We start from the raw sequence: 20,817 nt of genomic DNA, 5'->3' as shown, positions 1-20,817 counted from the left end.
GGGGTGAGGGCCGGGGGCCCGCCGTGGATGACAGGCCCCCGGGTTGGAGCTGTGGTGCGCTGGTGGCGCTACTCCTGCGGGAGGTTCAGGCCGTCGCGGTTCTCGCCGTCGTCGCCCGCGGAGGTGCCGGTGGAGTCGGACTCCGCCGCCGCGGCGGTGAAGCGGTCCTGGACCTTGATCAGGCTCTCGACTCCGATCAGCAGGTCTTCCTTCTGTGCTGCCATGCGTGTCTCCAATTCGTCGAATTCCATAGCCGACGGGTGTCGGCCCAACCCCGTTGGGGCATGCCTCACCAGCCCTGCTGCTTCGGGGCCCGTGAGGAGATGGGGATGGCGCGAGGCCACGGCGTGTGAACGGGGATTCCTGAGGTCGGTTGACGGTCAGCGTCTGGGATCGCCGGCGATGGCCAGGACGACCACCAAGACGGTGACGGCAGCGGCGTAGAGGAGTACGGCGAGCTGTTGGCGCCAGCCCCACCGTGCTCGACCGCGTACTCGGGGATCCCGATCTAACGGGGCTTTCAACGGCGGAAGGCGGCCACTACGCCGCCCCCGGCTCGATGGATGCGGGCTGAAGGGCTCGGGACGAGGAAGCGGGAGCGGGAGCGGCCCGTGGCGCGGTCGATGGTGGCCACGTGCCCGTTCAATGCCACCGACCTCACCACCCCGTCGGTGTCCGCCGCGAACAACTCGTGGACGGTCCGCAGCGCCGTCTGCGCCAGTACGGACGCGTACAGCTCGTGGCGCTCCTTCTCCGGCCTCGGGACAGGCGTGATCTCGTCGCGCGTCTTCACGTACCGATAGGCGCGGGCCGCTGGGATCACCTCTTCCAGCGGCAGGTCGATCTCGACCAGCAGGTCTCCTGTATCTGCCTGGTAGGAGACCTGGTGGGCCTTCGGGAAGCCGTGGGGATACGTGGAGGCGGCCAAGACCTGGTCGATGAACCACTCGACCGCCTCGACGTCGCGCTCCTGGTAAGCGGCGCGGCGTGCCTCCACCCCGGCATTCCACTCCTCAACGCGAGCCGCCTCCTGCTGGTTGCGCTCGTCATGGCGGGCCTGCGCCGCATCCAGCTTCCCGACCCGCTTGTGCTCTTCGCGCGCATGGTCCCGCAGCGCCTCGTCGAACCGCTTGCGCGCGGCTTCCACCTCCGCGTCGTACGAACGGCGCCCGAAGCCGAGCGCTCCCATCCATCCGCGCGGCGGCTCGGGCTCGTACTCTCCCCACCGTGGGAGGGGAACGGGCGTCCCAGGTAGGTCAATGCAATTCGCTGATCGTGGCGATCAGGATGGACGCTTCAAAGGCTCTCCGGCTCAACCGCGAGGCGGATCCTGCACACATCGCGGTCCTGCCGAACTCCCGCCTCGGTCACCACCACATGGACCTCGCCCGCGCGTGGCTGTGGGACGGCAACCGCGACCAGGCCCTGACCGAACTGGAGACCGCCGAACGGATCGCTCCCCAACTGGTCCGCAATCACCCCGTCGCACGCGCGACTCTGCGGAAGATCATCTACGCCGAGCGGGCTGCTACGCGCCAACGGCTGCGTGGCATGACCGGACGCTTTTCGCTGGACTGACCTGGGGACATTCCAGGGATTCATATTGCTCCGTAGCGGAGCGCATATGTTCCGCTACGTGACCTCGACGCGTCGCACTGACCATGACCGCGTACGACAGCAGGCGGACGACTCTGATCCCCGCTGGCCGCTGCGCGGCGACCTCGCGTACGACACCGCAACCTCCCGCACGGGTGTGGTCATAGACGTACCCGGGGACACCGGCACCACGGTCTACCGCCTGTGTCCCGAGGGCGGGGGCGAGGATGGCTGGAACGCCTCGCTCGACACCCTCGTGCCCACGGGGGACGCCCCCGTTCCGCTCCCCCACAGGCCCCCGGCGGCACGATGCAGCACGGGCCCGAATACGCCCCGTGGGACGACCCGTTCGGCAGTCCCGACCCCAGTCCCTCCCTGAGGGTCCGCGCCGAGCGTGGCATGGAGCGATTCAGGAAGTCGGCCGGCACGGACGGTGCGGCATGAGCAGGCGGCCCTCTTGGCTCTACGAGGGCGCCCGCGTACTGGACCCCACCTCGGACCGCGAGGGGATCGTCCAGTTCATCGGCGACTGGGAAGACCCCAAGTCCCGCCGCTTCATCCCCGAAGCCGTCTTCCTGCGCCCCGAGGGCGGCGGCGTCGAATGGGTCGTCGCCGACCACCAGGCCCTCCGCCAGGCCGACCCCCGCTGACCGCACCGACGCTCCGCCCGGTGCCTTCAACAGAGCCAATCCGCGGGCGAGACGCACTGCTCAGACCCGATCGAGAGGAGCACGATGCAGAGTGCATTACGGCTGCACGTACTGCTACCTGCCGTTCCGCAAGATGAACCACTTGATGTCGGTGACGGTTGCCGAGGCTGTTGCCGCGGCCGTCAATCCGTGGGCAGCCGACGATCCGGCGTTCGAGGTCGTGTGGCACGGAGGGGAGCCGCTGGCCACCGGCCGTGAGCCGGTCCTGGGCCTCGGTTGAACCGTCGTGCAGCAGGTACTCGGTGGGAGCCACATAGCCCTCGCCCGGGGCGAGGCACCGCCCGCCTCGTCCGCCCCCTGACCGACACCCGCGCCCACCTGCGGCCCGAGGACGCCGAGCTCGCCGAACGCATCGACGCCCTCACCCGCCACACCGACCAGCTCCGCCAGGACACCCGCGACCAGCGCAGCACGTGATCCGCAATCGATACAGCGCGGCCCCGGCCCGGACCTGAGTCACCGCCCGCTCTCCGGGCGCCTGCTCTGCCCTTGCGCGGCGGTCGCGACGGCCACAGGCTGCTGGTAGGCGCCCTGGCCGAGTGGACCCGCTGTCGGATCGGGGAGGTGAACGGGCATGCGGCACCCGCGGAAGCACGAGCCGCGCGATGGGGGCAAGGAGCGCAGCACAGTGGTTCTGGACGTGCGGGGCATGGTCCGGGCCACTCAGCAGAACACCGTCGCTGCTGTGCTGGGCCGCCGACCGGGGGTGCTGGACGTCGAGGTGAACGCGGTCGCGCAGTCGGCCACGGTCGTCTTCGACCCCCGCCGGACCTCCCTGGCCGAGCTGCGCGGCTGGGTCACCGAGTGCGGCTACCACTGCGCGGGCCAGTCGGTGCCGTCCCACATCTGCGACCCGATGGACGAGCCGGATCCGCCCGGAGTGGTGGAAGCGGCCGAAGCCGTACCGCCGGCGCACGCGGGGCACGGCCCGGAGGGCGGGCAGTCGCCCGACGAGGAGGCGGGCGACGATGGTCATGGCGGTCATAACAGCCATGCAGAGATGTCGATGGCGGCCATGGTCGCCGACATGCGCAACCGCTTCCTCGTCGCGGTGGTCTTCTCCGTCCCGATCGTGGTCTGGTCCCCGATCGGCGAGGAGGTCTTCGGCTGGCACACACCCGTGCCGTTCGGGCTCCGCCAGGACGTATGGGCGCTCCTGCTCAGCCTGCCGGTGATCTTCTACTCGTGCTCGATCTTCTTCGTCGGCGCCGTACGGGCGCTGCGTGCCCGGACCCTGGACATGATGGTGCTGGTGGCGGTCGCCATCGGCGCGGGCTGGCTGTACTCCCTGGTCATCACGCTCACGGGCGGCGGAGAGGTCTTCTACGAGGCCGCCACCGTGCTCGCTTCCTTCGTGCTGCTCGGCCACTGGTTCGAGATGCGCGCCCGCGGCGGCGCCAACGACGCCGTCCGTGCGCTGCTGGACCTCGCCCCGCCCAAGGCGCTCGTTCTGCGGGACGGTGAAATGGTCGAGGTCGCCACCTCCGAGGTGGTCGTCGGGGACCTGCTGCTCGTCCGCCCAGGGGCGAAGATCGCCACGGACGGGGTCGTGGAGGACGGCGAGAGCGAGGTCGACGAGTCGACGGTGACCGGGGAGAGCCTGCCAGTGCACAAGGCACCGGGCTCCGCCGTGGTCGGTGCCACTCTGAACACCAACGGCGTGCTCCGGGTGCGGGCGACCAGGGTGGGCGCCGACACGGCACTGGCGCAGATCGTCAAGCTGGTCCAGGAGGCCCAGAACTCCAAGGCTCCCGGCCAGCGGCTCGCCGACCGGGCCGCGTTCTGGCTGGTCTTCGTCGCCCTCGTGGGCGGCGCGCTGACCCTTGCTGTCTGGCTGCTGGCCGCGGACCGGCCCTTCAGCAGCGCGATGCTGTTCGCGATCACCGTGGTCGTCATCACCTGCCCGGACGCGCTGGGCCTGGCCACACCCACCGCGATCATGGTCGGCACCGGGCTGGGAGCCAAGCGGGGGGTCCTGTTCAAGAACGCGATGGCCCTGGAGGCGTCGGCCGGGATCCAGACCGTGGTCATGGACAAGACCGGCACCCTCACCAAGGGCGAACCGGAGGTCACTGAGGTGATCACCGCACCCGGCCGCGACAAGCACGAGGTCCTGCGGCTGGTCGCGGCGGTCGAGCGGGAATCCGAGCACCCGCTGGCCGAGGCGGTCGTACGCCACGCCGAGTCGCACGGCGTTGAACCGGTGCAGGCCCGTCGGTTCGAGAACGTGCCCGGCCACGGGGCGACCGCCGTGGTGGACAGCCACCGGGTCTCCGTGGGCAACCGCCGGCTGGCCGAACAGGAGGGAGTGTCCCTCGGTCCGCTCACCGCCCGGCGGGACGAGCTGGCCGCCACCGGCCGTACGGTCGTCATCGCCGCCGTCGACGGCCTGGCCGCCGCCCTCATCGCCATCGCCGACGCGCCAAGGGAGACCTCCGCAGCCGCCGTACGCGAACTCCACGCACTCGGCGTCGAGGTCGTCATGCTCACCGGCGACAACCGGGCCACCGCCGAGCGGATCGCACAACGCCTGGGCATAGACACCGTCATCGCCGAGGTCCTCCCCCGCGACAAGGCAGCCACCGTCGCCGAACTCCAGCGCGGCGGCCGCAAGGTCGCCATGGTCGGCGACGGAGTCAACGACGCCCCCGCCCTCGCCCAGGCCGACCTCGGGATCGCCATCGGCGCCGGCACCGACGTCGCCATCGAGACCGCCGACCTCGTCCTGATGCGCTCCGACCCCCTCGACGTCCCCACCGCCCTGCGCATCGGCCGGGGCACCGTGCGCAAGATGCGCCAGAACCTCGGCTGGGCGATCGGCTACAACGCCATCGCCCTGCCCATCGCCGCCGGCGTCTTCGAGCCCACCACGGGCCTGATCCTCCGCCCCGAGATCGCCGCCCTGTCCATGTCCGGATCCAGCATCATCGTCGCCGTCAACGCCCTCGCCCTCAAGCGCCTCCGCCTGCCCGGTTCGACCCCTACGGCCCCAGCCGACGGAGACGATCGCCATGGCGGTTAGCCGAGCCCATGTCGTGCTGCGCCACGCGCGGGTGCGTCCTACGGTGGGAAATGTGACCCGTCACGAGCCCCGCACGCAGCCGCAGCCCCGGCCGGTGCCGCGACTCGGACCGCTGCTCGTCCTCGCTCTCCTGATCGGGTTGCTCGGGATGCACGGTCTCGGCACCTCGGCTGCGCTGCCGGCGACGGGCGTGACGGTGCACGTGCCCCACCACTCGGCGGCCGCCGGCCCGCTGTATTCGTGCGGCGACGACGAGCAGCGCGGCCCGGTCCGGGACGCCGGTCATGCGGACCAGATGTGCGCTTCCCCGGCCCTGCCCGGTGCCCCCGGCGTCGCCGCACCGGATACCACGCCTCTCAGCAGCATGCCCGGCAGCCTCGTCCTTGCCCAGCCTGCACCGTCGCTCGCAGTGGTCCATCAGCCCGCCGGAGGGCGGGCGCCGCCCTCGCTCGCCGATCTCCAGGTCCTGCGGACGTAGGGACTCCTCCCGTGGCACGCGCCCGAGCGCGTCGGCCACGAAGAGCCAGCCCCTCCCGCATCCGAATCACTGGAGCTCAGCGACATGAACACGAACCGATCCCGGCCGCGACGGGCTGCCCTGGCGGCCACCGCGGTCGCCGCCGGACTGATCCTTGCCGCGTGCGGCAGCGACAACACCACCAACACGGCCGGCACCGCACCGGCCACCACGACCGCCCCGGCGCCGTCGGAGGCCGACCGGCACAACCAGGCGGACGTCGCCTTCGCGCAGGGGATGATCCCCCACCACCGCCAAGCCATCCTGATGTCCGACATGGTCGCCGCCCACGGCGCATCCCCCGACGTCAAGGCACTCGCAGAAAAGATCAAGAAGGCGCAGGCCCCGGAGATCGAGACCATGACCGGCTGGCTCAATGCGTGGGGCGAGAAGGTCCCCACCGGCGTCGGCATGGACGGCACGGGCCACGGCGACGACCCCGGCATGCCCGGGATGATGGACGACCAGGACATGGATCGGCTGGGCAACGCCAGGGGTAACGCCTTCGACACCATGTTCCTGACCATGATGATCGACCACCACGAAGGCGCCATCGCCATGGCCAAGACCGAGAAGCAGCAGGGCGCCTACGGCCCCGCCAAGGCCCTGGCCGACGACATCATCACCTCCCAGACAGCCGAGATCACCCAGATGCGCGGCATGCTCAAGACCGGCTGACACCCGCAGCGGGGCCCTCGCCGCCCTGCCCGACAGAGCTCGGACCCGCCAGGGAAACGCGCACCTCCAGCGCGGGCCAAGTCTTGCTCAAGGCCGGCCTTTGCCCGATGTCCGACAAGGGCTGGCACCTACTTTGTCCAGACATGAGTGTCGATCGTGACTGCGAATCCGAGGTGGTCCTCGCGCGGCGCCGAATGGTGCGTGCGGGGTTGAGCGGGGCCCTGGCGTTAGGGGTCGGGCTGGTGTGCGGGCCGTCAGCAGCCTCAGGCGCACGGGCCGGGGAGGCAGCTGTCCGCAGGCCGCGGCCTGCCGGGCCCCGGCAGGCGTGGGGCGAGCTGGAGGCGGGAAACCGGCGCTGGCGGACGTTCCACGAGAGCCATCCGGACCGCGCCGGGCATGTGCGCCGGGCGCTGGTGGGCGGGCAGCATCCGTTCGCCGTGGTGCTCGGGTGCGTGGACTCGCGGGTGCCGCCGGAGCTGGTCTTCGACCAGGGGCTGGGAGACCTGCTGACCGTGCGGTCGGCGGGCGAAGTCCTGGACGAGGCAGTCCTGGGCAGCATCGCCTACGGCGTGCTGGAACTGGGTGTCCCGCTGATCGTCGTCCTGGGGCATCAGGGGTGCGGGGCAGTCGCTGCGGCCGTGCACGCCGAGGCCGGCGGTGAGCTCCCGGCGCACATCGCCTACCTGGCGGACCGGATCCGGCCGGCGATCGACCACCGGCTTCAGGGCGACGCCCGGACTGACGCGGCGGTCACCGAGAACGTCCGCCGGGTCCGGGCGCGCCTTGCCGCCGAGCCGGACCTCGCCGCCCGGATCGCCGACGGTTGCCTGGCCGTAGTCGGTGCCCGCTACGAGCTGACCAGCCAGTTGGTGCGCAAGGTGCCCTGACCAGCCTGGGCCGGTGAACTTCCCAACGGACCCGCACCAGCTAGACTTGCAGAGTTATGCAATTTACTAGTTCTGGATATGGCGGACGGGGGTCGCGGTGTGGCCGGGTTCGAGGAAGCGGCGCTGGAACGGGTCCGCGTGGCGCGGGCTCGTCTCCAGGCTGCACAGGAGGCTGACGATGCCTTCGAGGAGGCGCAGGCGGCAGAGGAGCTGGAGGACGCATTGCGCGTGGCCCACGATCAAGGCATGGCCACCGACGCAGGAGACGGCCGGTGAACCAGACAGTGGCACCGGCATGTCCGAGGCGTCGGTGATGGCCCGGCACCCCAGCGGCCGGCCTGCCGTCGAGGTGCTCAAGCACGTGTGGACGGTGCCGCTGGTGCCGGGTTCCGTGCGGGCCGCGCGCGAGCGCAGCGAACGGTCCCTCGTCTCCTTCGGGCTTGAGAGCTCCAGCGCCCTCTTCGGCGCCGTGCTCCTGGTGGTCAGCGAACTGGTGACCAACGCCGTCCGGCACGCTCAGGACTCCCCGGATGCGGAGGTGACTCTCCACATGGCCGAGCACCTGCTCGTGGTCTCGGTCGAGGACCTGGACCCGCGCCCGATAACGCCGGCCGATGCCGACCGGACCTCCGGGCGGGGATTGCGCACGGTGGCCGACCTGGCGCGCACGTTCAGCGGCGACGTCCGTATCGAGCCTTCCTCCGGCGGGCACGGCAAAACGGTGCTCGTCCGCTTCATCCTGCCGGAAGGCACACCGTGACCAGCAGGAGCCAAAGGGTCGTCCAGCTGTACGAGGTCGCCTTCCTCGGAACCGGCCCTGAGCCGGAGGTTCGCACGGTCGAGGCCGGTGAAGTCGCGGCCGCCATCGAGTACGCCGGCGAACACGGCATACAGGTCCGCGTCCGCCCGTGCCGCCGCCCGGTCGAGGAGCCGAGCACGGAGAAGGAAGGTGCGTCATGACGGACAACCTGCCCGAGAAGGACACGGCGGCGGAGCACGAGAAGTGGAAAGAGAAGGGCGTTGCGATGCGGGCCTTCTTCTACATCTTCGGCACGCACGTGTTCGCCGGGTTCATCTGGTTGCTGTTCTACTTGGGGCAGCACGCCCAGAAGTGAGGCTGGGACCGAAGGGGGGCCTGCACGCCTGCGGCGCAGGTTCGGCATATGTAGGGAGCGGCCGTCTTCCGGTGTCAGAAGCGCGTTGAACCCGCACTAACGGAAGACGGCCGCCGTATGTGGGGTGCGGGCCCCGCAGGGCCGGCACCGTTCAGGCGTGGCGGCTGGCCTTGAGGTCGGCCAGTAGTTCGGCCTGGCCCTCCAGAACGCCGGAGAGGATGCTTCGGGCGACCCGCAGGAGCTCGACGATCTCGGGGTCGGTGAGCGCGTAGTACACGCTCGAGCCCTCCCGGCGGGTCACCACCAGGTTGGACTTGCGCAGCACGGCCAGCTGCTGGGAGAGGCTCGCGGCCTCCACCCCGACCTCGGGCAGCATCTCGGCGACCGCGTGCTCGCGCTCGGCCAGGAGTTCCAGGACGCGGATGCGGACCGGGTGCCCCAGCGTTTTGAAGAATTCCGCCTTCAGCTGGTACAGCGGTGTGCTCACCTGGGTACCTCTGTCGTGACTGCCCATCTCATCCACCCGGAACCGTTCCCTCGCAGAGGCATCCGTTCGCCCCTCTTCACACCTTGCGACCTCCACAATTGCAGATCCTTGCAACTCGCGGACCCGGCGGGGCACCTTCGTGTCGTTCGCCTTTCCGCAGCAGGGCCTTCGCCGGTCAGGCCTTCTTGAGGAACTCGGTCCTCAAGACCAGGCCCTTGACCTTCCTCGTGTTGCACTCGACCTCGCCCGGGCGGGAGGTGAGGCGGATGTTCTTGACCAGGGTGCCGCGCTTGAGGGTCTCGGAGGTTCCCTTGACCTTCAGGTCCTTGGTCAGGGTGACCGAGTCCCCGTCCTCCAGGACGGTGCCGTTGGAGTCTTTGAAGACGATGTCGCTCATGGTGCCGGTGTCCTTCGCCGTTCTTGTGGATGGTCGTGCTGGTCTAGGTGAGGGCGGGTTCCTCGGGGGCCTGCGGAGTGGGCCAGTCATCGGTGGTCCACTGCTTGGCCGTCCCGTGGGCTCCGTGAGCGGCCAGAGCGGCGGCGAGGTCGCAGTGGACCGGGACGGGCGGGCAGGTCGCGTCCGGGACGAGAGAGCCGTCCGCCGGTATCGCGGCGAGCTCGAGTCGGCGCCCACTCTCGGCGAGGCGGCGGGCGGCCTGGGCGACGGCGATCTGCCCGCCGGCCGACCAGCCCAGCAGGCCGGTCAGGTCCAGGATGACCGGGCCGGTGCCCCTCGCGATCGCCCAGCCGATGGCACCAGTGAACCGGTCGGTGGCGTCCGCGCCGAGATACCCGGCCAGGGACAGCACGCCCAGGTCCTGGCGGGTGGTGTAGCGCCATTCGATCGTCATCGTCAGCTCCTCGGCTTCACAGGGGAAGGGTGATCCAGATGGCCTTGCCGCGCCCGTCCGCGTCCGCCCGTACGACGGCGGTGCCGCCGAGTTCCATCGTCATTTCGACCACCATGGCCAGGCCGCTGCCCGAGGCGGTGGCGAGCGCCCCGAACAGGGCGGGCTGGTAGGGGTGGCGGTCGTGGACGGCGAACGCGAATGCACCCGGCCCGTGTGCGTAGGTGACCGTGATGATCGGGGACAGGACTGCGGCGTGGCGGACGGCGTTGGTGACCAGCTCGGCCAGGATCAGGAGAGTCGGCCCGACACTCGGGTGACGAAGACCCACCCCGCACTCGACGAGGACAAGCTCGGTGGTCTCGCGGGCGATGCGAACGGCGGCCCCCATGGCCGGCACGTCCAGCACGTGCCGGTAGGGCATCGCCTCGACCTGGACGCTCACCGGCCCACCCCGTTCACGGTGCGGGCCAGGCGGAACCCGGACACGGACTGCGGGTGCAGGCGCAGCAGGGTGTCATGGGGGCCGTGGGCCCAGCCGGGCAGGGTGCGCCGGTAGTGGGCGGCCTCGTCTGGGTCGGCGATGACATCGGCCGGGCCGTGGGCGCTGACCGTCCAGCCGGTGCCGGCTGGGCTGCGGATCTCGTCGACCTGGTAGGTCAGCAGCGCCCGGCCGGGGATGGTGGCGGCTTGTACGGGGGCCCGGACGACGAGGCGTCCGTACTCCATCACGTGTGTGGCGGGGCGGACGACGGCCACCTCCCGCTGGATGTAGACGAGTCGGCCTTGGGCGGAGCCCTCGAGGAGCCAGAGAGCCTCGGTGCCGGAGACCTCGATCATGCGGAGGTCGGCGGGGACGGTCATCGTGCGGCCTTCCGGATGCGGTGCGGTCGGTGGTGCGTACGGGGCAGCAGTCCCGCCCGCTCCAAGTGCTTGCGGGCGCCGGCGATCGCCTCGGGGGTGGTGGCGTACTCACGGCCCTCCAGGCGCAGCAGGTCCAGGGCGCCAACGGCGTCCAGGGCCTGGCGCTGGCCGGCCCGGATACCGGAGGTCATCACGGCGATGCCGCGCCGGTGCAGCTTCTCGACCGCGTCCTTCAGGACGAGGGCGCCGGTGGCGTCCAGGGTGGTCACCCTCGCCATGCGCAGGATCACCACCTTCACGTCAGAGACCTCAGAGAGTTCGAGGAGGAAACGGTGGGCGCCGGCGAAGAAGAGCGGTCCGTCGATGCGGTAGGCCACGATGTGCTCGGCCAGCAGGGCGTGTTCCTCGTCGCTGTGCTCGCCAGGCAGGTCCGGGCGGAAGTCAACCTGCTCCATCCGGGCCTGGCTCGCCACCGCCTTCAAGGCGAGGGCTCCCGCGACGACGAGGCCGATGATCACCGCGTACACGAGGTCGAGAACCAGGGTGGACGCGGCGGTCAGGACGAGCACGACGGCATCCGAGCGGGTCGCCTTCGCCATCGCGCGCAGCGAGCCGACCTCGACCATGCGGATCGCCGTCGCCAGCAGCACGCCGGCCAGCGCGGCGAGAGGGATCTTCGACACCAAGGGGGCGGCGGCGAACACGATCACCGCGAGCACCGCGGCGTGGGTGAGCGCGGCCAGCCGGGAGGAGGCGCCGGTGCGGACGTTGACCGCCGTGCGGGCGATCGCGGCGGTGGCCGGCACCCCGCCGAACAGCGGGGCCGCAAGGTTGGCGATGCCCTGCCCGAACAGTTCCTTGTCCGGATCGTGCTGCTGCCCCACCGTCATCCCGTCCGCCACGGTCGCCGACAGCAGGGACTCCAGCGCGGCGAGCGCCGCGACCGCGACCGCCGGGGCCAGCAGCGACCCGAACGCGGAAGCGTTGAGGAAGGCCAGGGACGGAGCGGGGAGCCCGGAGGGAAGGTCACCGATCGGGGCCGCCTCGTCAAGACGGAAGACCTGCGCGATCACGGTCGCGGCGATGACCGCGACGATCGAGAAGGGGACCGTCGGCTTCCACCTCGCCCCGGCCAGCATCACCGCCGCGACACCCACCGAGAGGCCGATCGCCGTCCAGTTCGGGAAGGCCACGAACTCCACGAGCGCCCGCGACGCCACGAGCAGGACCTTCTCGCCCTCCGGCTTCTCGACGCCGAGCGCGTTGGGTATCTGCTGGAGGCCGATCACGCACGCGATCCCCAGGGTGAAACCCTCCACTACCGGCGCCGGCACGTACCGCATGTACTGTCCGGCCCGCAGCAAGGCGAGACCGATCAGGAGCACGCCGGCCATCACGCCAACGGTCAGGACACCGCCGGGCCCGTTTTGGGCAACGATCGGCACCAGGACCACGGTCATCGCGCCGGTCGGGCCGGACACCTGAAGGTTCGACCCGCCGAACAGCGCGGCGAGCGCGCCCGCGACGACAGCCGTGGCCAGCCCCGCCTCCGCGCCCAGACCGGAGGAGACCCCGAACCCGAGCGCGAGGGGAAGGGCGACGATCGCCACCGTGAGCCCGGCCAGCAGGTCCCGGCGGGGGCTGCGGGCCATAGCTGCCCAGTCGGCCCGGGCGGGCAGAATACAGCGGACCCGGCCGAGCACGGCGGTCAGGGCGGTATTCACGCTCACGAGGCCGGGACCTCGGACTCGCGCAGTTCCTCCAGCAGCTCGCTCTGCCCCGTCAGGACCTCGGTCAGGATCCGCCGCGCCGCCAGCATCAACTGCGCGACGTCCCCGCCGGCCAGTGCGTAGACGACGGTAGCGCCGTTACGGGTCGATGCGACGATCCCCGAGCGGCGCAGGACCGCGAGCTGCTGGGACAAGGCGGAGGGCTCGACCTCGATCGCGGCCAGCAGGTCCCGCACCGGCATCGGCCCGTCCTGCAGCAGCTCCAGAACCCTTATACGCACCGGGTGCCCGAGCATCCGGAAGAACTCGGCCTTCGCCTGATACAGCGGAACCGGCACGGTCTCGCACCCTTCTCACCACCCCGAACGGGGCAAACGCCTGGTGCTGCGCCTGCAGCTACCTGGGAACACAGCCATTACATCATCTATGAAATTGCAGATTTCTGCAATTTGCAGATCCTTCGATCCGCCTCCCGCCGCGGGCGCACCGTACGGAAGGGACTCGCGGCACCGCCCGACGGCGAAGCCCCTTGGCACCCGCAGACACGCCCGTGAAGTTCAGGCCAGGGGCGGCCCGGCAAGCGGGCGTTCTGAACGCCCGGCAGACGGACGGCCAGGAGATGGCGCGGGAGACGACGGTGCGGCCCGTCCAGTGCCGATCGCTCCCAGAACTCCCGACCCCTCCCCGCCCGACGACCGCTTGGACCAAGATCCGGACCATATCCGGACCAGCCCACACCCAAGAGCCTTGCGAAGCGCTGTTTTCCCAGGTCAGCGTGGGCGTAGCCGCTGTACCACCAGGAGACTAAGAACCTGCTCACAACCTCGACGACCGCGCCTCGTAACGCCCTCACGGCAGGACATACCGGTCTGCACTCGCTCGCGGGTTCGGGAACGCCATGCCTACTCGCTCCCACGGCGCACTCCCGGGGCTTCGATTCCGCATTCGGCCCGGGCAAGCGCCCGTAGTCCACGGGCAGCGCTGCCCGAGGCCCGCGCCACTCCCGAGACCACCTGCTCGGTGCAACGTGTTGTACCGAGCAGCGTCAGGCTCCGATCGCCCCCAACGACCGAAGTAGCGGAATGCATCAGACCTGACGAACCGTCACCAAAGTCAGCATTGGGTCAGCATTGGTCCTGGCAAAGCTGACCCCAGCCGGTCATACCTGGGAAACGTCGAGAGCCCGGTGAGCGCCTCCCGGAGCACCCCGTCGCTTGCCCCGCCGGAAGGGTCTCCGTACGGGATGCGGCCTCTCCTCGGCTGATGTCAGCTGGTCGACCTACTGCAGAAAAGCGCAGGTCAGCGCACCCGTCCGCGTGCCTTCAGCGGCCCCGGCGGGAGCTGCGGTGCAGGGATCGGAGGGCCGTCGTAGCCCTTCACTTCGCCGTAGCGGGTGCCTTCCATCCAGTCCTTGCGGGCTTGTACGATCTCCTCGTTGCTCCGGCCGATCCAGTTCCAGAACATCACGATCTCCTCCTCGAACGGCTCGCCGCCCAGGAGCATCAGGCTCGCGTCCGACGAGGCGCGCAGGGGGAGTTCCGTGCGGCCGCAGCCCAGGTAGAGCATCGAGCCCGGGAGGACCGGGACGCCGTCGACGTGGGCTTCGCCCGACATCGACAGGACGGCGTACTCGAAGTCCGGGTCGAGCGGGAGGCGGGTCTCGGTGCCTGCCGAGAGGGTCAGGTCCGCGCCCACGATCGGGGTGTACGCCGTACCGGGCGAGGTCGCCGTGTCCAGGGTGCCCAGGATGACCGTCGCCGTCAGGCCCGGGGCCGTGACGTGCGGGAGTTCCGCGTGGTGCTGGAAGTGCGGTTCCACGTTCCGGTGGCTGTCCGGAAGGGCTACCCACAGCTGGGCGCCGTGCAGGAAGCGGGCGTGCGGGCGCGGGCTCTCCTCGGAGTGGCTGATGCCGCGGCCGGAGGTCATCAGGCCAAGCTCGCGCGGGCGGATCGTCTCGAGGCTGCCCTCGCTGTCGCGGTGGAGCACCTCGCCCTCGTGGAGCCAACTCACGGTCTGCAGGCCCGAGTGGGGATGGGGCGCGACCTGCATGCCGGGCTCGTCGGCGATGTCGTCCGGGCCGTAGTGGTCCACGAAGCACCAGGCACCCACCATGCGGCGGCCCAGGTTCGGCAGGAGTCGGCGGACCTCGGTGGACTCTCCGAGCTTGACCGTGCGCGGGCTGAGGAGCTCGCGCACCGGCTCGGCCACGACGAATCCGCGGCCGCCGCAGGCGGAGAGAGCGGGCTGGCGATCGAGATTGCTCATGCGGACAACCTAGCCCCGCGGTGGTGGCTCCGGCGGGTGGAATGTTCCACCGCCCGGGCGTGTTGGAGGCACCGGACGGACCACCTGAACGGCGGAAGGGACGCGATGAACGCGCCGGCGACGTACTTCGAGCACGGAACGGCAGCCGAGCGCTGGGCGCGCGCCCGGCTCTTCTTCGACGCGAAGGAGGCCGCCGAGGCGCTGACCAGGGAAGACACGCTCTGAACCCGGCCGCGTGGCACACGCGTGGCACATTCCGGGAGGCAAACCGAAGCGCGCCCTGCCGCCGAACTGGTGTACGCCGTCGTGCTGTTCACGCTGCCTCCCTCCTCGTCTCGGTGATCCGACCGGATGGTACCGCACGGGCTGTCAGCTGATAGAGCTCGTTCACCAGGGCGGCCGCCTCCCGGTCATAGTCGGTCCGCTTGCGGGTCAACGCCCTCTTGGTGACGTGGCTATAGGTCCGCAGTGTCACCGTGGCATCGTGGTGGCCCATGGCCTCGGCCACCACCGGAATGGGCATCCTCAGCTCGATCATGACGGACGCCCACCAGTGACGGAGGGCGTGGATGCCGTGCTCCCGGGCCGCCTGGTGCTCCTCGCCCCGTTTCCTCGACGGGATCACTCCGGCTGCTGCCAGGGCTCGCTTCCACGCGATGTTGAAGCCTCGCCGCTGCACCGGGCTCCCCGCCGAGTTCGTCAGCACCAGCTCATGCTCGTGCGGCAGACCGTCCACACCGGGCAGCGTCACCCGCACCGGAGGGTGCAATGCCATGTGCGCTCTCAGCGCCCGGGCAAGCTGCGGATGGAGTGGAACCTCGCGGACCTCTCCCGACTTCGGCAGGCTGTAGCGCAGCCGCCCGCGCGACCGTACGACTTGCTGCCGCACGTGCAGGATCCTCCGCTTGAAGTCGATGTCCTCGACTGCGAGGCCGAACACCTCGCCCTGCCTCAGGTTCCCGTACGCGGCGATCAGGCCCGCGATCTGATAGTGCGACGGAAGACCCTTAATGACGGCCGGCACCCGCTCGTCCGACCAGACCTCTACACGCACGCCCTTAACGCGGGGAAGATTCATCCCGGGCGCCCGGCACGGGTTCCTCTTGATCCGCTCGTCGTGTACGGCCGCCTCCAGGACCGTGGAGAGGAACTGGAAGATCGTGCGCAGGTAAGACGGCTTGATGGTGCAGTTCGCCACCCACGTCTTGAGGTCCGCGGGGCGGAGATCGGCGATCCGTCGCTCGCCCAGGGCCGGGAGCAAGTGCTTGTTGAGGTACGTGCGGTAGTTCCGCATCGTGCGCTCCTCGCAGGTGAGCCACGACAGGTAGAGAGCGGCCCACTCCGCGAGCGTGACCTGCGTGTGCGACGGGTCGGCCGGCACCTCTCCGCGCTCCCGCCGCACCTCCACCGCCCGCTCCTCGGCCTCCTCCTTGGTCTCGAACCGCCCCTTCCGGCGGATCTTCTCCCCCTCGTAGCACCTGACCTCCCACCGCGAGCCCTGCCCGTGGGAGCCGGAGGAGTAGACCTTTTCCCACCGGGTCGAGTGCTCCCGGCACTCCTGCGCATCCGGTCCCGGCTGGGATAGGTGCCACTGGTCCTTGATCCAGACCTTGCTCATCCGCTGTTGTCCTGACGCCGCGTGGCGCGTACCCGGACCCGACCCGGCCCTGACAGCCTTTCGGCCCGTAGGTGTGCGGGCATCTCGCCACTGCTCGACCCCCGAAGCCGGATAGCGGACGCCGCTGTGGACCTCGCCCATCCTGATCCACTCGGGCCCCCTGCCCTGCACCCGCCAGTGAGCCAAGGTGTGTGTGGAGAGGCCGAGTTCGGCAGCGACTTCGGCCGAGGTCAGCAGGGGATCAACGGCCCGGCGCGGCGCACGGCCGCCAGCACGGGGGACCCCACCAGACAGGGGGGCGGAGTCATCTTCTCGCGCAGCACTAAGTCCATCGTTGCGACGTGCGTACGGTTCATCCGAACGGGTGACCACGGGTATTCGTGCCTTCTGCCCGGCTGCGACATCGCCCGCCCGGAGACCCCGGACCGGCTGAATCGCCGCTGAGGCGGCACGTAGCACGCTGCTATCGGCAGCAGCCCCAACTATGCCGGACCCGTCGGTCAGCACTCCGCCCCACCCCCCTGCATTCGATCGGTTCCGGCCAGCGGCCAAATATCATGGACCTGACAAGCAATGTGCCGCGCACGCCCGCTCAAAGCCGTGCCCGGTGGGCCCAAGTGCCGGGAAAGCGGGGCGCCGTGCCGGTACCGTCTGGTCATGGCGCCCCCCTCCCCGTACATCGACCCCGAGTCGGACTATCCGGTCTGCGGGGTCTGTCCATCGCTACGGTTCGCGCGCGAGGACTTCCTGATCTACGACCGGCCCACCCGCGAGGCACCGTTCAACCCCGCGGATGGCTTCCGGTACACCGCCGAGGGCACTCCGGTCTGCGTTCACCCGGACAAGATCGGGCTAACGCCGGACCGGATCGCCCCTCCGCCGGAGACGACTACGCCGGCACCGCCGGAGCAGCCCCGCCGAAGTCGATGGCGACCTTCTTTCCTCGGTCGGTGACTCCCACCTGCGCGAAGACCGTGTCGAGGATCTTCCTGCGCCGGTCCGTCTCGGCCGCGCCGATCCAGTACCGGGCCGGAACGTTCCCGAACGCGGCCTTGTACACCTGGTGGGTGTAGTCGCCGTGGTCCCACGTCCCGCCGCCGACGCCCTCTTCCATGTCGGTGGCGTGGACGAACCGGATACCGGTCCGGTCCTGAATCCGGGACGCGAGCGTGAACTGGGCGGCGAGGGCGTGCGACATCTCGTCCACCGCGACCGGCACCGGCAGCTCGGCCGCCTTCTCGTCGCCCGTCGCCTCGTACACGGCCGACTTCATCGCCATGCACCGCATGGTCTCCGTGAAGAGCGGCTCCGCGTCCCGCGCGGTGTCGTAGTTCTCCACGACCGTGTACCCGAACACACAGGTCCAGTCGTTCTGGTACCGGGCGCAGGACTGCCACAGCCGCCCGAACTCCGGGTCGGCCTCCCACACCGCGAGGATCTCCCGGGCCCGTACGGCGACCGTTTCCGGCGCCGGGCGCATCACCATCATGTCCATGGTTGTGCTCCTTCTCCTGGTTGGGATGTGCCTGTGGTGCACCCGGGCCGGTCGCCTGCCTGCTTGGACACCCCCACCGTGGGGGTGCTGGTCGGTGGACAGGCGACCGGCCCGGGAACCTGCGCCGTCCCGCCCACGCCCGACAGGGGGACGCTTGGGCGTAGGCGGAACGGCAGTCTTTAGAGGGCGGTGCGCTCACCGCACCGGCAGGCCCGCACGAGCGGTTCCTCCGCCGGCACGTCCTCGAAGGTCTCCTCGTCGGCCCGCTCGATCCCGGCCGCGGCGGTCACCTCCTGGTGGGCGATCTCGCCGACCAGGCCCAGACCCACAGCGTTCGCCGCGAGGAAGAGCAGACCAGCCACCTGGTCACCGATCACGCGTCCGGCCTCCGCTCCGTGACGAGGCCGATGTCGTCGGTCAAGGCCCGCCACGGCAGGGCGCCCAGCGGGGAGCCCTCGCACTCCGGCCGCAGCACCGTCCACTCCGCATCCGGCGTCACGACCTCGCCCGTCGTGGTCTGGCCGTCTCCGTCGCGGAATATCAGCACCACGCCGATCCGCCCCGTGCTCGTGTCGAGCACCCGGGCGCCAACACGGATCCACTTCTTGCGACCCCGTCCGGCCGCCCGGTCCTCGTTCATGGCCCTACCTCACCGCCCAACAAGCCCCCGTCCCAGGGGAAACCGGAGGGGGAAAAACCAGCCGAGGGGGAAACAGAGGGGGAAAACCGAGGCCATCATGGGCGCACGCCAAGACAGGGGCCCATGATGACCACCAGCGACTACGAGACCTTCGGGGAGCTCCTCCAGCGCCTGCGCACCCAGACCGGCCGCACCCAGGAGCAGCAAGCCGAAGCCGTCAACGCCTCCTCCGGCCGCGACACCATGACCAGACGCGAGATCAGCCGGTACGAGAACAACGAGAACATCCCCAGCCCGAACACGTGCGCGCACCTCGCAGCAGCCTGCGGCTTACCCCCCGAACACCTCCAACGAGCCGCCCGACAAGCCCGCAAAGCGCGCCAACAGCCCGCCCACCAGGAGCACGACGACATGCTGCGCCGCACGCTGATAGGGGGCGCCCTCGTCGGCGCCGTCACCGCCGCCGAACCCTGGGGGCGCCTCGCTCACGCCCTCACCCGCGCGAAGCCCCTCGACCTCGAATCCGCCGGCATCCTCACCGAGACCGCCGAGCAGCTCCACATCACCGAACTCACCCTCACCGCCACACAGCTCCGCGGCCGGGTCGAAGCCCACCTCGACGCCATCACGAGCGCACTCCCCCGCGCCCACCGCCACGAACGAGAACTGACCGTCGCGGCCGGAGAGACCGCAGCACTCGCCGGATGGCTCGCCTGGGACCTCGGCGACCACCAGGCCGCCCGCAACTACTACCGGGTGACCGCCGAATGCGCCGAAGCAGCAGGCCACCCCGCCCTGCGCGCCCTCGCCTTCGGCTACGCCTCGTACGCCACCAGCGGCCCCCGCGCCCTCGAACTCCTCCAGCAGGCCGCCCAGCACGTACGCGGGCCGGGCAACGCCACCGCCGCCGCCTGGATTCACGGCCGCCACGCGGAAGAGGCCGCCGCGGCCGGGAACGCGACCGAGGCCCTGCGCGCCCTGGACCGGGCCCGCACCGCCTACGAGTACGGCGACTACCTCACCGAACAGGCCTGGGTCCGCTTCGTGTCCCCCAGCCGCATGGACTCCCTCGCGATCTCCGTCCTCGGCCGCCTCGCACACCCTGAACTCCACGACGCCGCGACCACCGCCGCGAACCGCCTCGGCGGCGACCTCTCCGAAGCCGGAGTCGTCATCCTCGGCGACCTCGCGACCGCGCTCCTCCTGGGCGGCGACATCGACCAGGGCGCCCACGTCGCCCGCCAGTTCGCGCAAGCCGCCAGCGCGAAGCCCAACACCATGGGCCGCGAACGAGCCGCCGGCATCGCCGCGCAGCTCCCCCGCCACGAAGCCGACCTCGCCGACCAGCTCCACGCCCTCGCCGCCTGACCCCCGAACGCCACGAAGGCCCGCACCCACCCGGGTACGGGCCTTCGGCACGTCCAGCTCCTACCGTGCCCGGGTCTCCGCCTGTGCCCACGCCAGGTACTCCTCCGACGCGGCCACGGTCGGCAGGACGATCCACTGCGGCACGTCGTAACCGTGGTTCTCGTGGACCCACGCCCGAAGGGCTTCCACCCGGTCCTGTGTCGTCTTGAAGGAGATCCGGTACTCGCGCGTGTGCTGCACCTCGCCCTTCCACCAGTAGAAGGCCGTCATCCGGGCGTCCACGTGGGCCCCGGCGGTCAGCCGGGCCTCCACCGCGCCACGGGCCAGCGCGTACGCCCGCTCCTCGTCGTCCTCCGTCGTCTGCGCAATCACGATCGGGTTGTCCATCTCCGGCACCGCAGCCTCCTTGATCGGGTTCTCCCGACCCTACGGCGCCGGCATCTAAGCCGCCGCGGGCTCCTCCCCTTCGCCCTGGTCCTCGTCGGACGCCTTGGAGGTCAGCTCCTCGACCTCGAACTCCAGATCCGTGACCCGGGAGCGCAAGGCCTTGAGGTGCTTCGCCAGCTTCTCGACCTCGGCCACGTCTTCCATGTCCATGCAGCGCAGAACGTCCAGCACATCCCGGAGCCGATCGGGCACCGTGTCGTCGGGCCGCACTCCGTACCACTGCTCCGCGACCATCTCAGCGACACGGCGTTCCGAGACACCCAAGGCCTTGGCCACACCCGGGACGTACTTCGGGGCGGGCGGCGTGGCATAGCGCGTGTAATTGGCGTTGTTGTTGAACCATGCGGTCGAACGCACGAAACCAGCGTCCGCCGCCATCATCTGGAAGGTCTTGCCGGTCCACTGGTTGACGCGGTCCACGCAGTCCTTGAAGGGCCTGGTACGGGGCCACTCGCTCGCGAAGTCGTTAATGGTCATGACGGACACTCAATAACCTAGATAGGCGAGCCGTCAACACAGTTAGACGACAA

General features: G+C 70.2%; 28 protein-coding genes and 1 pseudogene. 12 read left to right on the top strand and 17 right to left on the bottom strand.

Features of this window, described 5'->3' with window-relative positions; all coding sequences use genetic code 11:
* Window positions 1–68 precede the first annotated feature (68 nt).
* A complete protein-coding gene (locus tag OG472_RS36980; RefSeq protein WP_157853303.1) occupies window positions 69–224 on the bottom strand; it encodes a hypothetical protein in 156 nt (51 codons plus the stop codon).
* A gap of 296 nt (window positions 225–520) precedes the next feature.
* Window positions 521–1,189, bottom strand: coding sequence for a hypothetical protein (locus OG472_RS36975; RefSeq protein ID WP_405833333.1), 669 nt, complete (start codon window positions 1,187–1,189; stop codon window positions 521–523).
* Between the two features lie 68 nt (window positions 1,190–1,257).
* Here OG472_RS36975 and OG472_RS36970 point away from each other — a divergent pair.
* The 8 genes and pseudogenes from OG472_RS36970 to OG472_RS36935 form a co-directional block, all read left to right on the top strand.
* Window positions 1,258–1,578, top strand: a pseudogene (locus OG472_RS36970) (transcriptional regulator); the annotation flags it as partial.
* A 458-nt stretch (window positions 1,579–2,036) separates the two neighbouring features.
* The gene (locus OG472_RS36965) at window positions 2,037–2,246 is read left to right on the top strand and encodes a hypothetical protein (RefSeq protein ID WP_405942566.1); all 210 of its coding nucleotides are present in this window, start codon (window positions 2,037–2,039) and stop codon (window positions 2,244–2,246) included.
* Window positions 2,247–2,337: 91 nt separating this feature from the next.
* Complete coding sequence (locus OG472_RS36960) at window positions 2,338–2,526, top strand: hypothetical protein (RefSeq protein WP_405942565.1); 189 nt, start codon at window positions 2,338–2,340, stop codon at window positions 2,524–2,526.
* Window positions 2,523–2,723: a hypothetical protein gene (locus tag OG472_RS36955; RefSeq protein ID WP_405833327.1), complete on the top strand. Its 201-nt coding sequence runs from the start codon at window positions 2,523–2,525 to the stop codon at window positions 2,721–2,723. The genes OG472_RS36960 and OG472_RS36955 overlap by 4 nt, the downstream gene beginning before the upstream one ends.
* Window positions 2,724–2,880: 157 nt before the next feature.
* The gene (locus OG472_RS36950; protein ID WP_405833325.1) at window positions 2,881–5,328 is read left to right on the top strand and encodes a heavy metal translocating P-type ATPase; all 2,448 of its coding nucleotides are present in this window, start codon (window positions 2,881–2,883) and stop codon (window positions 5,326–5,328) included.
* 52 nt (window positions 5,329–5,380) lie between these two features.
* A complete protein-coding gene (locus OG472_RS36945) occupies window positions 5,381–5,806 on the top strand; it encodes a DUF6153 family protein (RefSeq protein WP_405942564.1) in 426 nt (141 codons plus the stop codon).
* Between the two features lie 84 nt (window positions 5,807–5,890).
* Window positions 5,891–6,523, top strand: a complete 633-nt coding sequence (locus OG472_RS36940; protein ID WP_405942563.1) for a DUF305 domain-containing protein — start codon at window positions 5,891–5,893, stop codon at window positions 6,521–6,523.
* A 143-nt stretch (window positions 6,524–6,666) separates the two neighbouring features.
* Window positions 6,667–7,410, top strand: a complete 744-nt coding sequence (locus OG472_RS36935; protein ID WP_405942562.1) for a carbonic anhydrase — start codon at window positions 6,667–6,669, stop codon at window positions 7,408–7,410.
* Between the two features lie 66 nt (window positions 7,411–7,476).
* Here OG472_RS36935 and OG472_RS36930 read toward each other — a convergent pair whose 3' ends face one another.
* A complete protein-coding gene (locus tag OG472_RS36930) occupies window positions 7,477–7,647 on the bottom strand; it encodes a hypothetical protein (RefSeq protein ID WP_280913748.1) in 171 nt (56 codons plus the stop codon).
* A 58-nt stretch (window positions 7,648–7,705) separates the two neighbouring features.
* Between OG472_RS36930 and OG472_RS36925 the strand changes: the two genes are divergently transcribed.
* The 3 genes from OG472_RS36925 to OG472_RS36915 are packed head-to-tail and all read left to right on the top strand — an operon-like array spanning window position 7,706 to window position 8,525.
* Window positions 7,706–8,170 (top strand): ATP-binding protein, encoded by a 465-nt coding sequence (locus tag OG472_RS36925; protein ID WP_405942561.1) that lies wholly within the window; start codon window positions 7,706–7,708, stop codon window positions 8,168–8,170.
* On the top strand, window positions 8,167–8,370 hold the full coding sequence (locus OG472_RS36920) for a hypothetical protein (RefSeq protein ID WP_405833315.1): 204 nt from the start codon (window positions 8,167–8,169) through the stop codon (window positions 8,368–8,370). Before OG472_RS36925 ends, OG472_RS36920 begins: the two co-directional genes overlap by 4 nt.
* The gene (locus tag OG472_RS36915) at window positions 8,367–8,525 is read left to right on the top strand and encodes a DUF6126 family protein (RefSeq protein ID WP_190620181.1); all 159 of its coding nucleotides are present in this window, start codon (window positions 8,367–8,369) and stop codon (window positions 8,523–8,525) included. Before OG472_RS36920 ends, OG472_RS36915 begins: the two co-directional genes overlap by 4 nt.
* A 151-nt stretch (window positions 8,526–8,676) precedes the next feature.
* Here the strand turns inward: OG472_RS36915 and OG472_RS36910 are convergent, their stop codons facing one another.
* The 12 genes from OG472_RS36910 to OG472_RS36855 all read right to left on the bottom strand — a co-directional run bounded on the left by OG472_RS36910 (window position 8,677) and on the right by OG472_RS36855 (window position 18,472).
* Entirely contained in the window at window positions 8,677–9,012 is a 336-nt protein-coding gene (locus tag OG472_RS36910; protein WP_190620183.1) for a helix-turn-helix transcriptional regulator, read from the bottom strand.
* Window positions 9,013–9,187: 175 nt separating this feature from the next.
* A complete protein-coding gene (locus OG472_RS36905) occupies window positions 9,188–9,409 on the bottom strand; it encodes an alkylphosphonate utilization protein (protein ID WP_314251689.1) in 222 nt (73 codons plus the stop codon).
* Window positions 9,410–9,452: 43 nt separating this feature from the next.
* Window positions 9,453–9,863: an STAS domain-containing protein gene (locus OG472_RS36900; protein WP_398673016.1), complete on the bottom strand. Its 411-nt coding sequence runs from the start codon at window positions 9,861–9,863 to the stop codon at window positions 9,453–9,455.
* 16 nt (window positions 9,864–9,879) lie between these two features.
* Window positions 9,880–10,305, bottom strand: coding sequence for an ATP-binding protein (locus tag OG472_RS36895; protein ID WP_405833309.1), 426 nt, complete (start codon window positions 10,303–10,305; stop codon window positions 9,880–9,882).
* On the bottom strand, window positions 10,302–10,724 hold the full coding sequence (locus OG472_RS36890; RefSeq protein ID WP_030648700.1) for a pyridoxamine 5'-phosphate oxidase family protein: 423 nt from the start codon (window positions 10,722–10,724) through the stop codon (window positions 10,302–10,304). Before OG472_RS36890 ends, OG472_RS36895 begins: the two co-directional genes overlap by 4 nt.
* Window positions 10,721–12,376, bottom strand: coding sequence for a SulP family inorganic anion transporter (locus OG472_RS36885; protein ID WP_405943236.1), 1,656 nt, complete (start codon window positions 12,374–12,376; stop codon window positions 10,721–10,723). Before OG472_RS36885 ends, OG472_RS36890 begins: the two co-directional genes overlap by 4 nt.
* A 74-nt stretch (window positions 12,377–12,450) precedes the next feature.
* Window positions 12,451–12,792 carry an ArsR/SmtB family transcription factor gene (locus OG472_RS36880; RefSeq protein ID WP_405942560.1) on the bottom strand — a complete coding sequence of 114 codons (342 nt, stop codon included), beginning with the start codon at window positions 12,790–12,792 and terminating at the stop codon, window positions 12,451–12,453.
* Window positions 12,793–13,753: 961 nt separating this feature from the next.
* Window positions 13,754–14,719: a pirin family protein gene (locus OG472_RS36875; RefSeq protein WP_405942559.1), complete on the bottom strand. Its 966-nt coding sequence runs from the start codon at window positions 14,717–14,719 to the stop codon at window positions 13,754–13,756.
* Between the two features lie 313 nt (window positions 14,720–15,032).
* Window positions 15,033–16,337, bottom strand: a complete 1,305-nt coding sequence (locus tag OG472_RS36870; protein WP_405942558.1) for a tyrosine-type recombinase/integrase — start codon at window positions 16,335–16,337, stop codon at window positions 15,033–15,035.
* Between the two features lie 889 nt (window positions 16,338–17,226).
* Window positions 17,227–17,832, bottom strand: a complete 606-nt coding sequence (locus OG472_RS36865; protein WP_405942557.1) for a hypothetical protein — start codon at window positions 17,830–17,832, stop codon at window positions 17,227–17,229.
* A gap of 179 nt (window positions 17,833–18,011) precedes the next feature.
* Window positions 18,012–18,209 (bottom strand): hypothetical protein, encoded by a 198-nt coding sequence (locus OG472_RS36860; protein ID WP_405942556.1) that lies wholly within the window; start codon window positions 18,207–18,209, stop codon window positions 18,012–18,014.
* A complete protein-coding gene (locus OG472_RS36855) occupies window positions 18,206–18,472 on the bottom strand; it encodes a hypothetical protein (RefSeq protein ID WP_405942555.1) in 267 nt (88 codons plus the stop codon). Before OG472_RS36855 ends, OG472_RS36860 begins: the two co-directional genes overlap by 4 nt.
* 123 nt (window positions 18,473–18,595) lie before the next feature.
* Here OG472_RS36855 and OG472_RS36850 point away from each other — a divergent pair, with 123 nt between their 5' ends.
* A complete protein-coding gene (locus OG472_RS36850; protein ID WP_405942554.1) occupies window positions 18,596–19,840 on the top strand; it encodes a helix-turn-helix domain-containing protein in 1,245 nt (414 codons plus the stop codon).
* 60 nt (window positions 19,841–19,900) lie between these two features.
* On the opposite strand, the gene cutA is transcribed toward OG472_RS36850, so the two are convergent.
* Window positions 19,901–20,227 carry a divalent-cation tolerance protein CutA gene (gene cutA / locus OG472_RS36845; RefSeq protein WP_405943235.1) on the bottom strand — a complete coding sequence of 109 codons (327 nt, stop codon included), beginning with the start codon at window positions 20,225–20,227 and terminating at the stop codon, window positions 19,901–19,903.
* A gap of 54 nt (window positions 20,228–20,281) precedes the next feature.
* Window positions 20,282–20,764, bottom strand: coding sequence for a hypothetical protein (locus OG472_RS36840; RefSeq protein WP_405942553.1), 483 nt, complete (start codon window positions 20,762–20,764; stop codon window positions 20,282–20,284).
* Between the last annotated feature and the right edge of the window lie 53 nt (window positions 20,765–20,817).

The organism is Streptomyces sp. NBC_00207, from assembly GCF_045160965.1.
In the GTDB taxonomy this organism is placed as follows: Bacteria; Actinomycetota; Actinomycetes; order Streptomycetales; family Streptomycetaceae; genus Streptomyces.
This window is presented reverse-complemented; position numbering and strand designations above follow the sequence as displayed.

Coding starts and splice junctions, on each gene's coding strand:
- OG472_RS36875 (WP_405942559.1), bottom strand. CDS start 14,719: ATGAGCAATCTCGATCGCCAGCCCGCTCTCTCCGCCTGCGGCGGCCGC.
- OG472_RS36890 (WP_030648700.1), bottom strand. CDS start 10,724: ATGACCGTCCCCGCCGACCTCCGCATGATCGAGGTCTCCGGCACCGAG.
- cutA (WP_405943235.1), bottom strand. CDS start 20,227: ATGGACAACCCGATCGTGATTGCGCAGACGACGGAGGACGACGAGGAG.
- OG472_RS36950 (WP_405833325.1), top strand. CDS start 2,881: ATGCGGCACCCGCGGAAGCACGAGCCGCGCGATGGGGGCAAGGAGCGC.
- OG472_RS36840 (WP_405942553.1), bottom strand. CDS start 20,764: ATGACCATTAACGACTTCGCGAGCGAGTGGCCCCGTACCAGGCCCTTC.
- OG472_RS36855 (WP_405942555.1), bottom strand. CDS start 18,472: ATGAACGAGGACCGGGCGGCCGGACGGGGTCGCAAGAAGTGGATCCGT.
- OG472_RS36975 (WP_405833333.1), bottom strand. CDS start 1,189: ATGGGAGCGCTCGGCTTCGGGCGCCGTTCGTACGACGCGGAGGTGGAA.
- OG472_RS36905 (WP_314251689.1), bottom strand. CDS start 9,409: ATGAGCGACATCGTCTTCAAAGACTCCAACGGCACCGTCCTGGAGGAC.
- OG472_RS36940 (WP_405942563.1), top strand. CDS start 5,891: ATGAACACGAACCGATCCCGGCCGCGACGGGCTGCCCTGGCGGCCACC.
- OG472_RS36915 (WP_190620181.1), top strand. CDS start 8,367: ATGACGGACAACCTGCCCGAGAAGGACACGGCGGCGGAGCACGAGAAG.
- OG472_RS36900 (WP_398673016.1), bottom strand. CDS start 9,863: ATGACGATCGAATGGCGCTACACCACCCGCCAGGACCTGGGCGTGCTG.
- OG472_RS36965 (WP_405942566.1), top strand. CDS start 2,037: ATGAGCAGGCGGCCCTCTTGGCTCTACGAGGGCGCCCGCGTACTGGAC.
- OG472_RS36980 (WP_157853303.1), bottom strand. CDS start 224: ATGGCAGCACAGAAGGAAGACCTGCTGATCGGAGTCGAGAGCCTGATC.
- OG472_RS36865 (WP_405942557.1), bottom strand. CDS start 17,832: ATGGACATGATGGTGATGCGCCCGGCGCCGGAAACGGTCGCCGTACGG.
- OG472_RS36885 (WP_405943236.1), bottom strand. CDS start 12,376: ATGGCCCGCAGCCCCCGCCGGGACCTGCTGGCCGGGCTCACGGTGGCG.
- OG472_RS36925 (WP_405942561.1), top strand. CDS start 7,706: ATGTCCGAGGCGTCGGTGATGGCCCGGCACCCCAGCGGCCGGCCTGCC.
- OG472_RS36870 (WP_405942558.1), bottom strand. CDS start 16,337: ATGAGCAAGGTCTGGATCAAGGACCAGTGGCACCTATCCCAGCCGGGA.
- OG472_RS36935 (WP_405942562.1), top strand. CDS start 6,667: ATGAGTGTCGATCGTGACTGCGAATCCGAGGTGGTCCTCGCGCGGCGC.
- OG472_RS36850 (WP_405942554.1), top strand. CDS start 18,596: ATGATGACCACCAGCGACTACGAGACCTTCGGGGAGCTCCTCCAGCGC.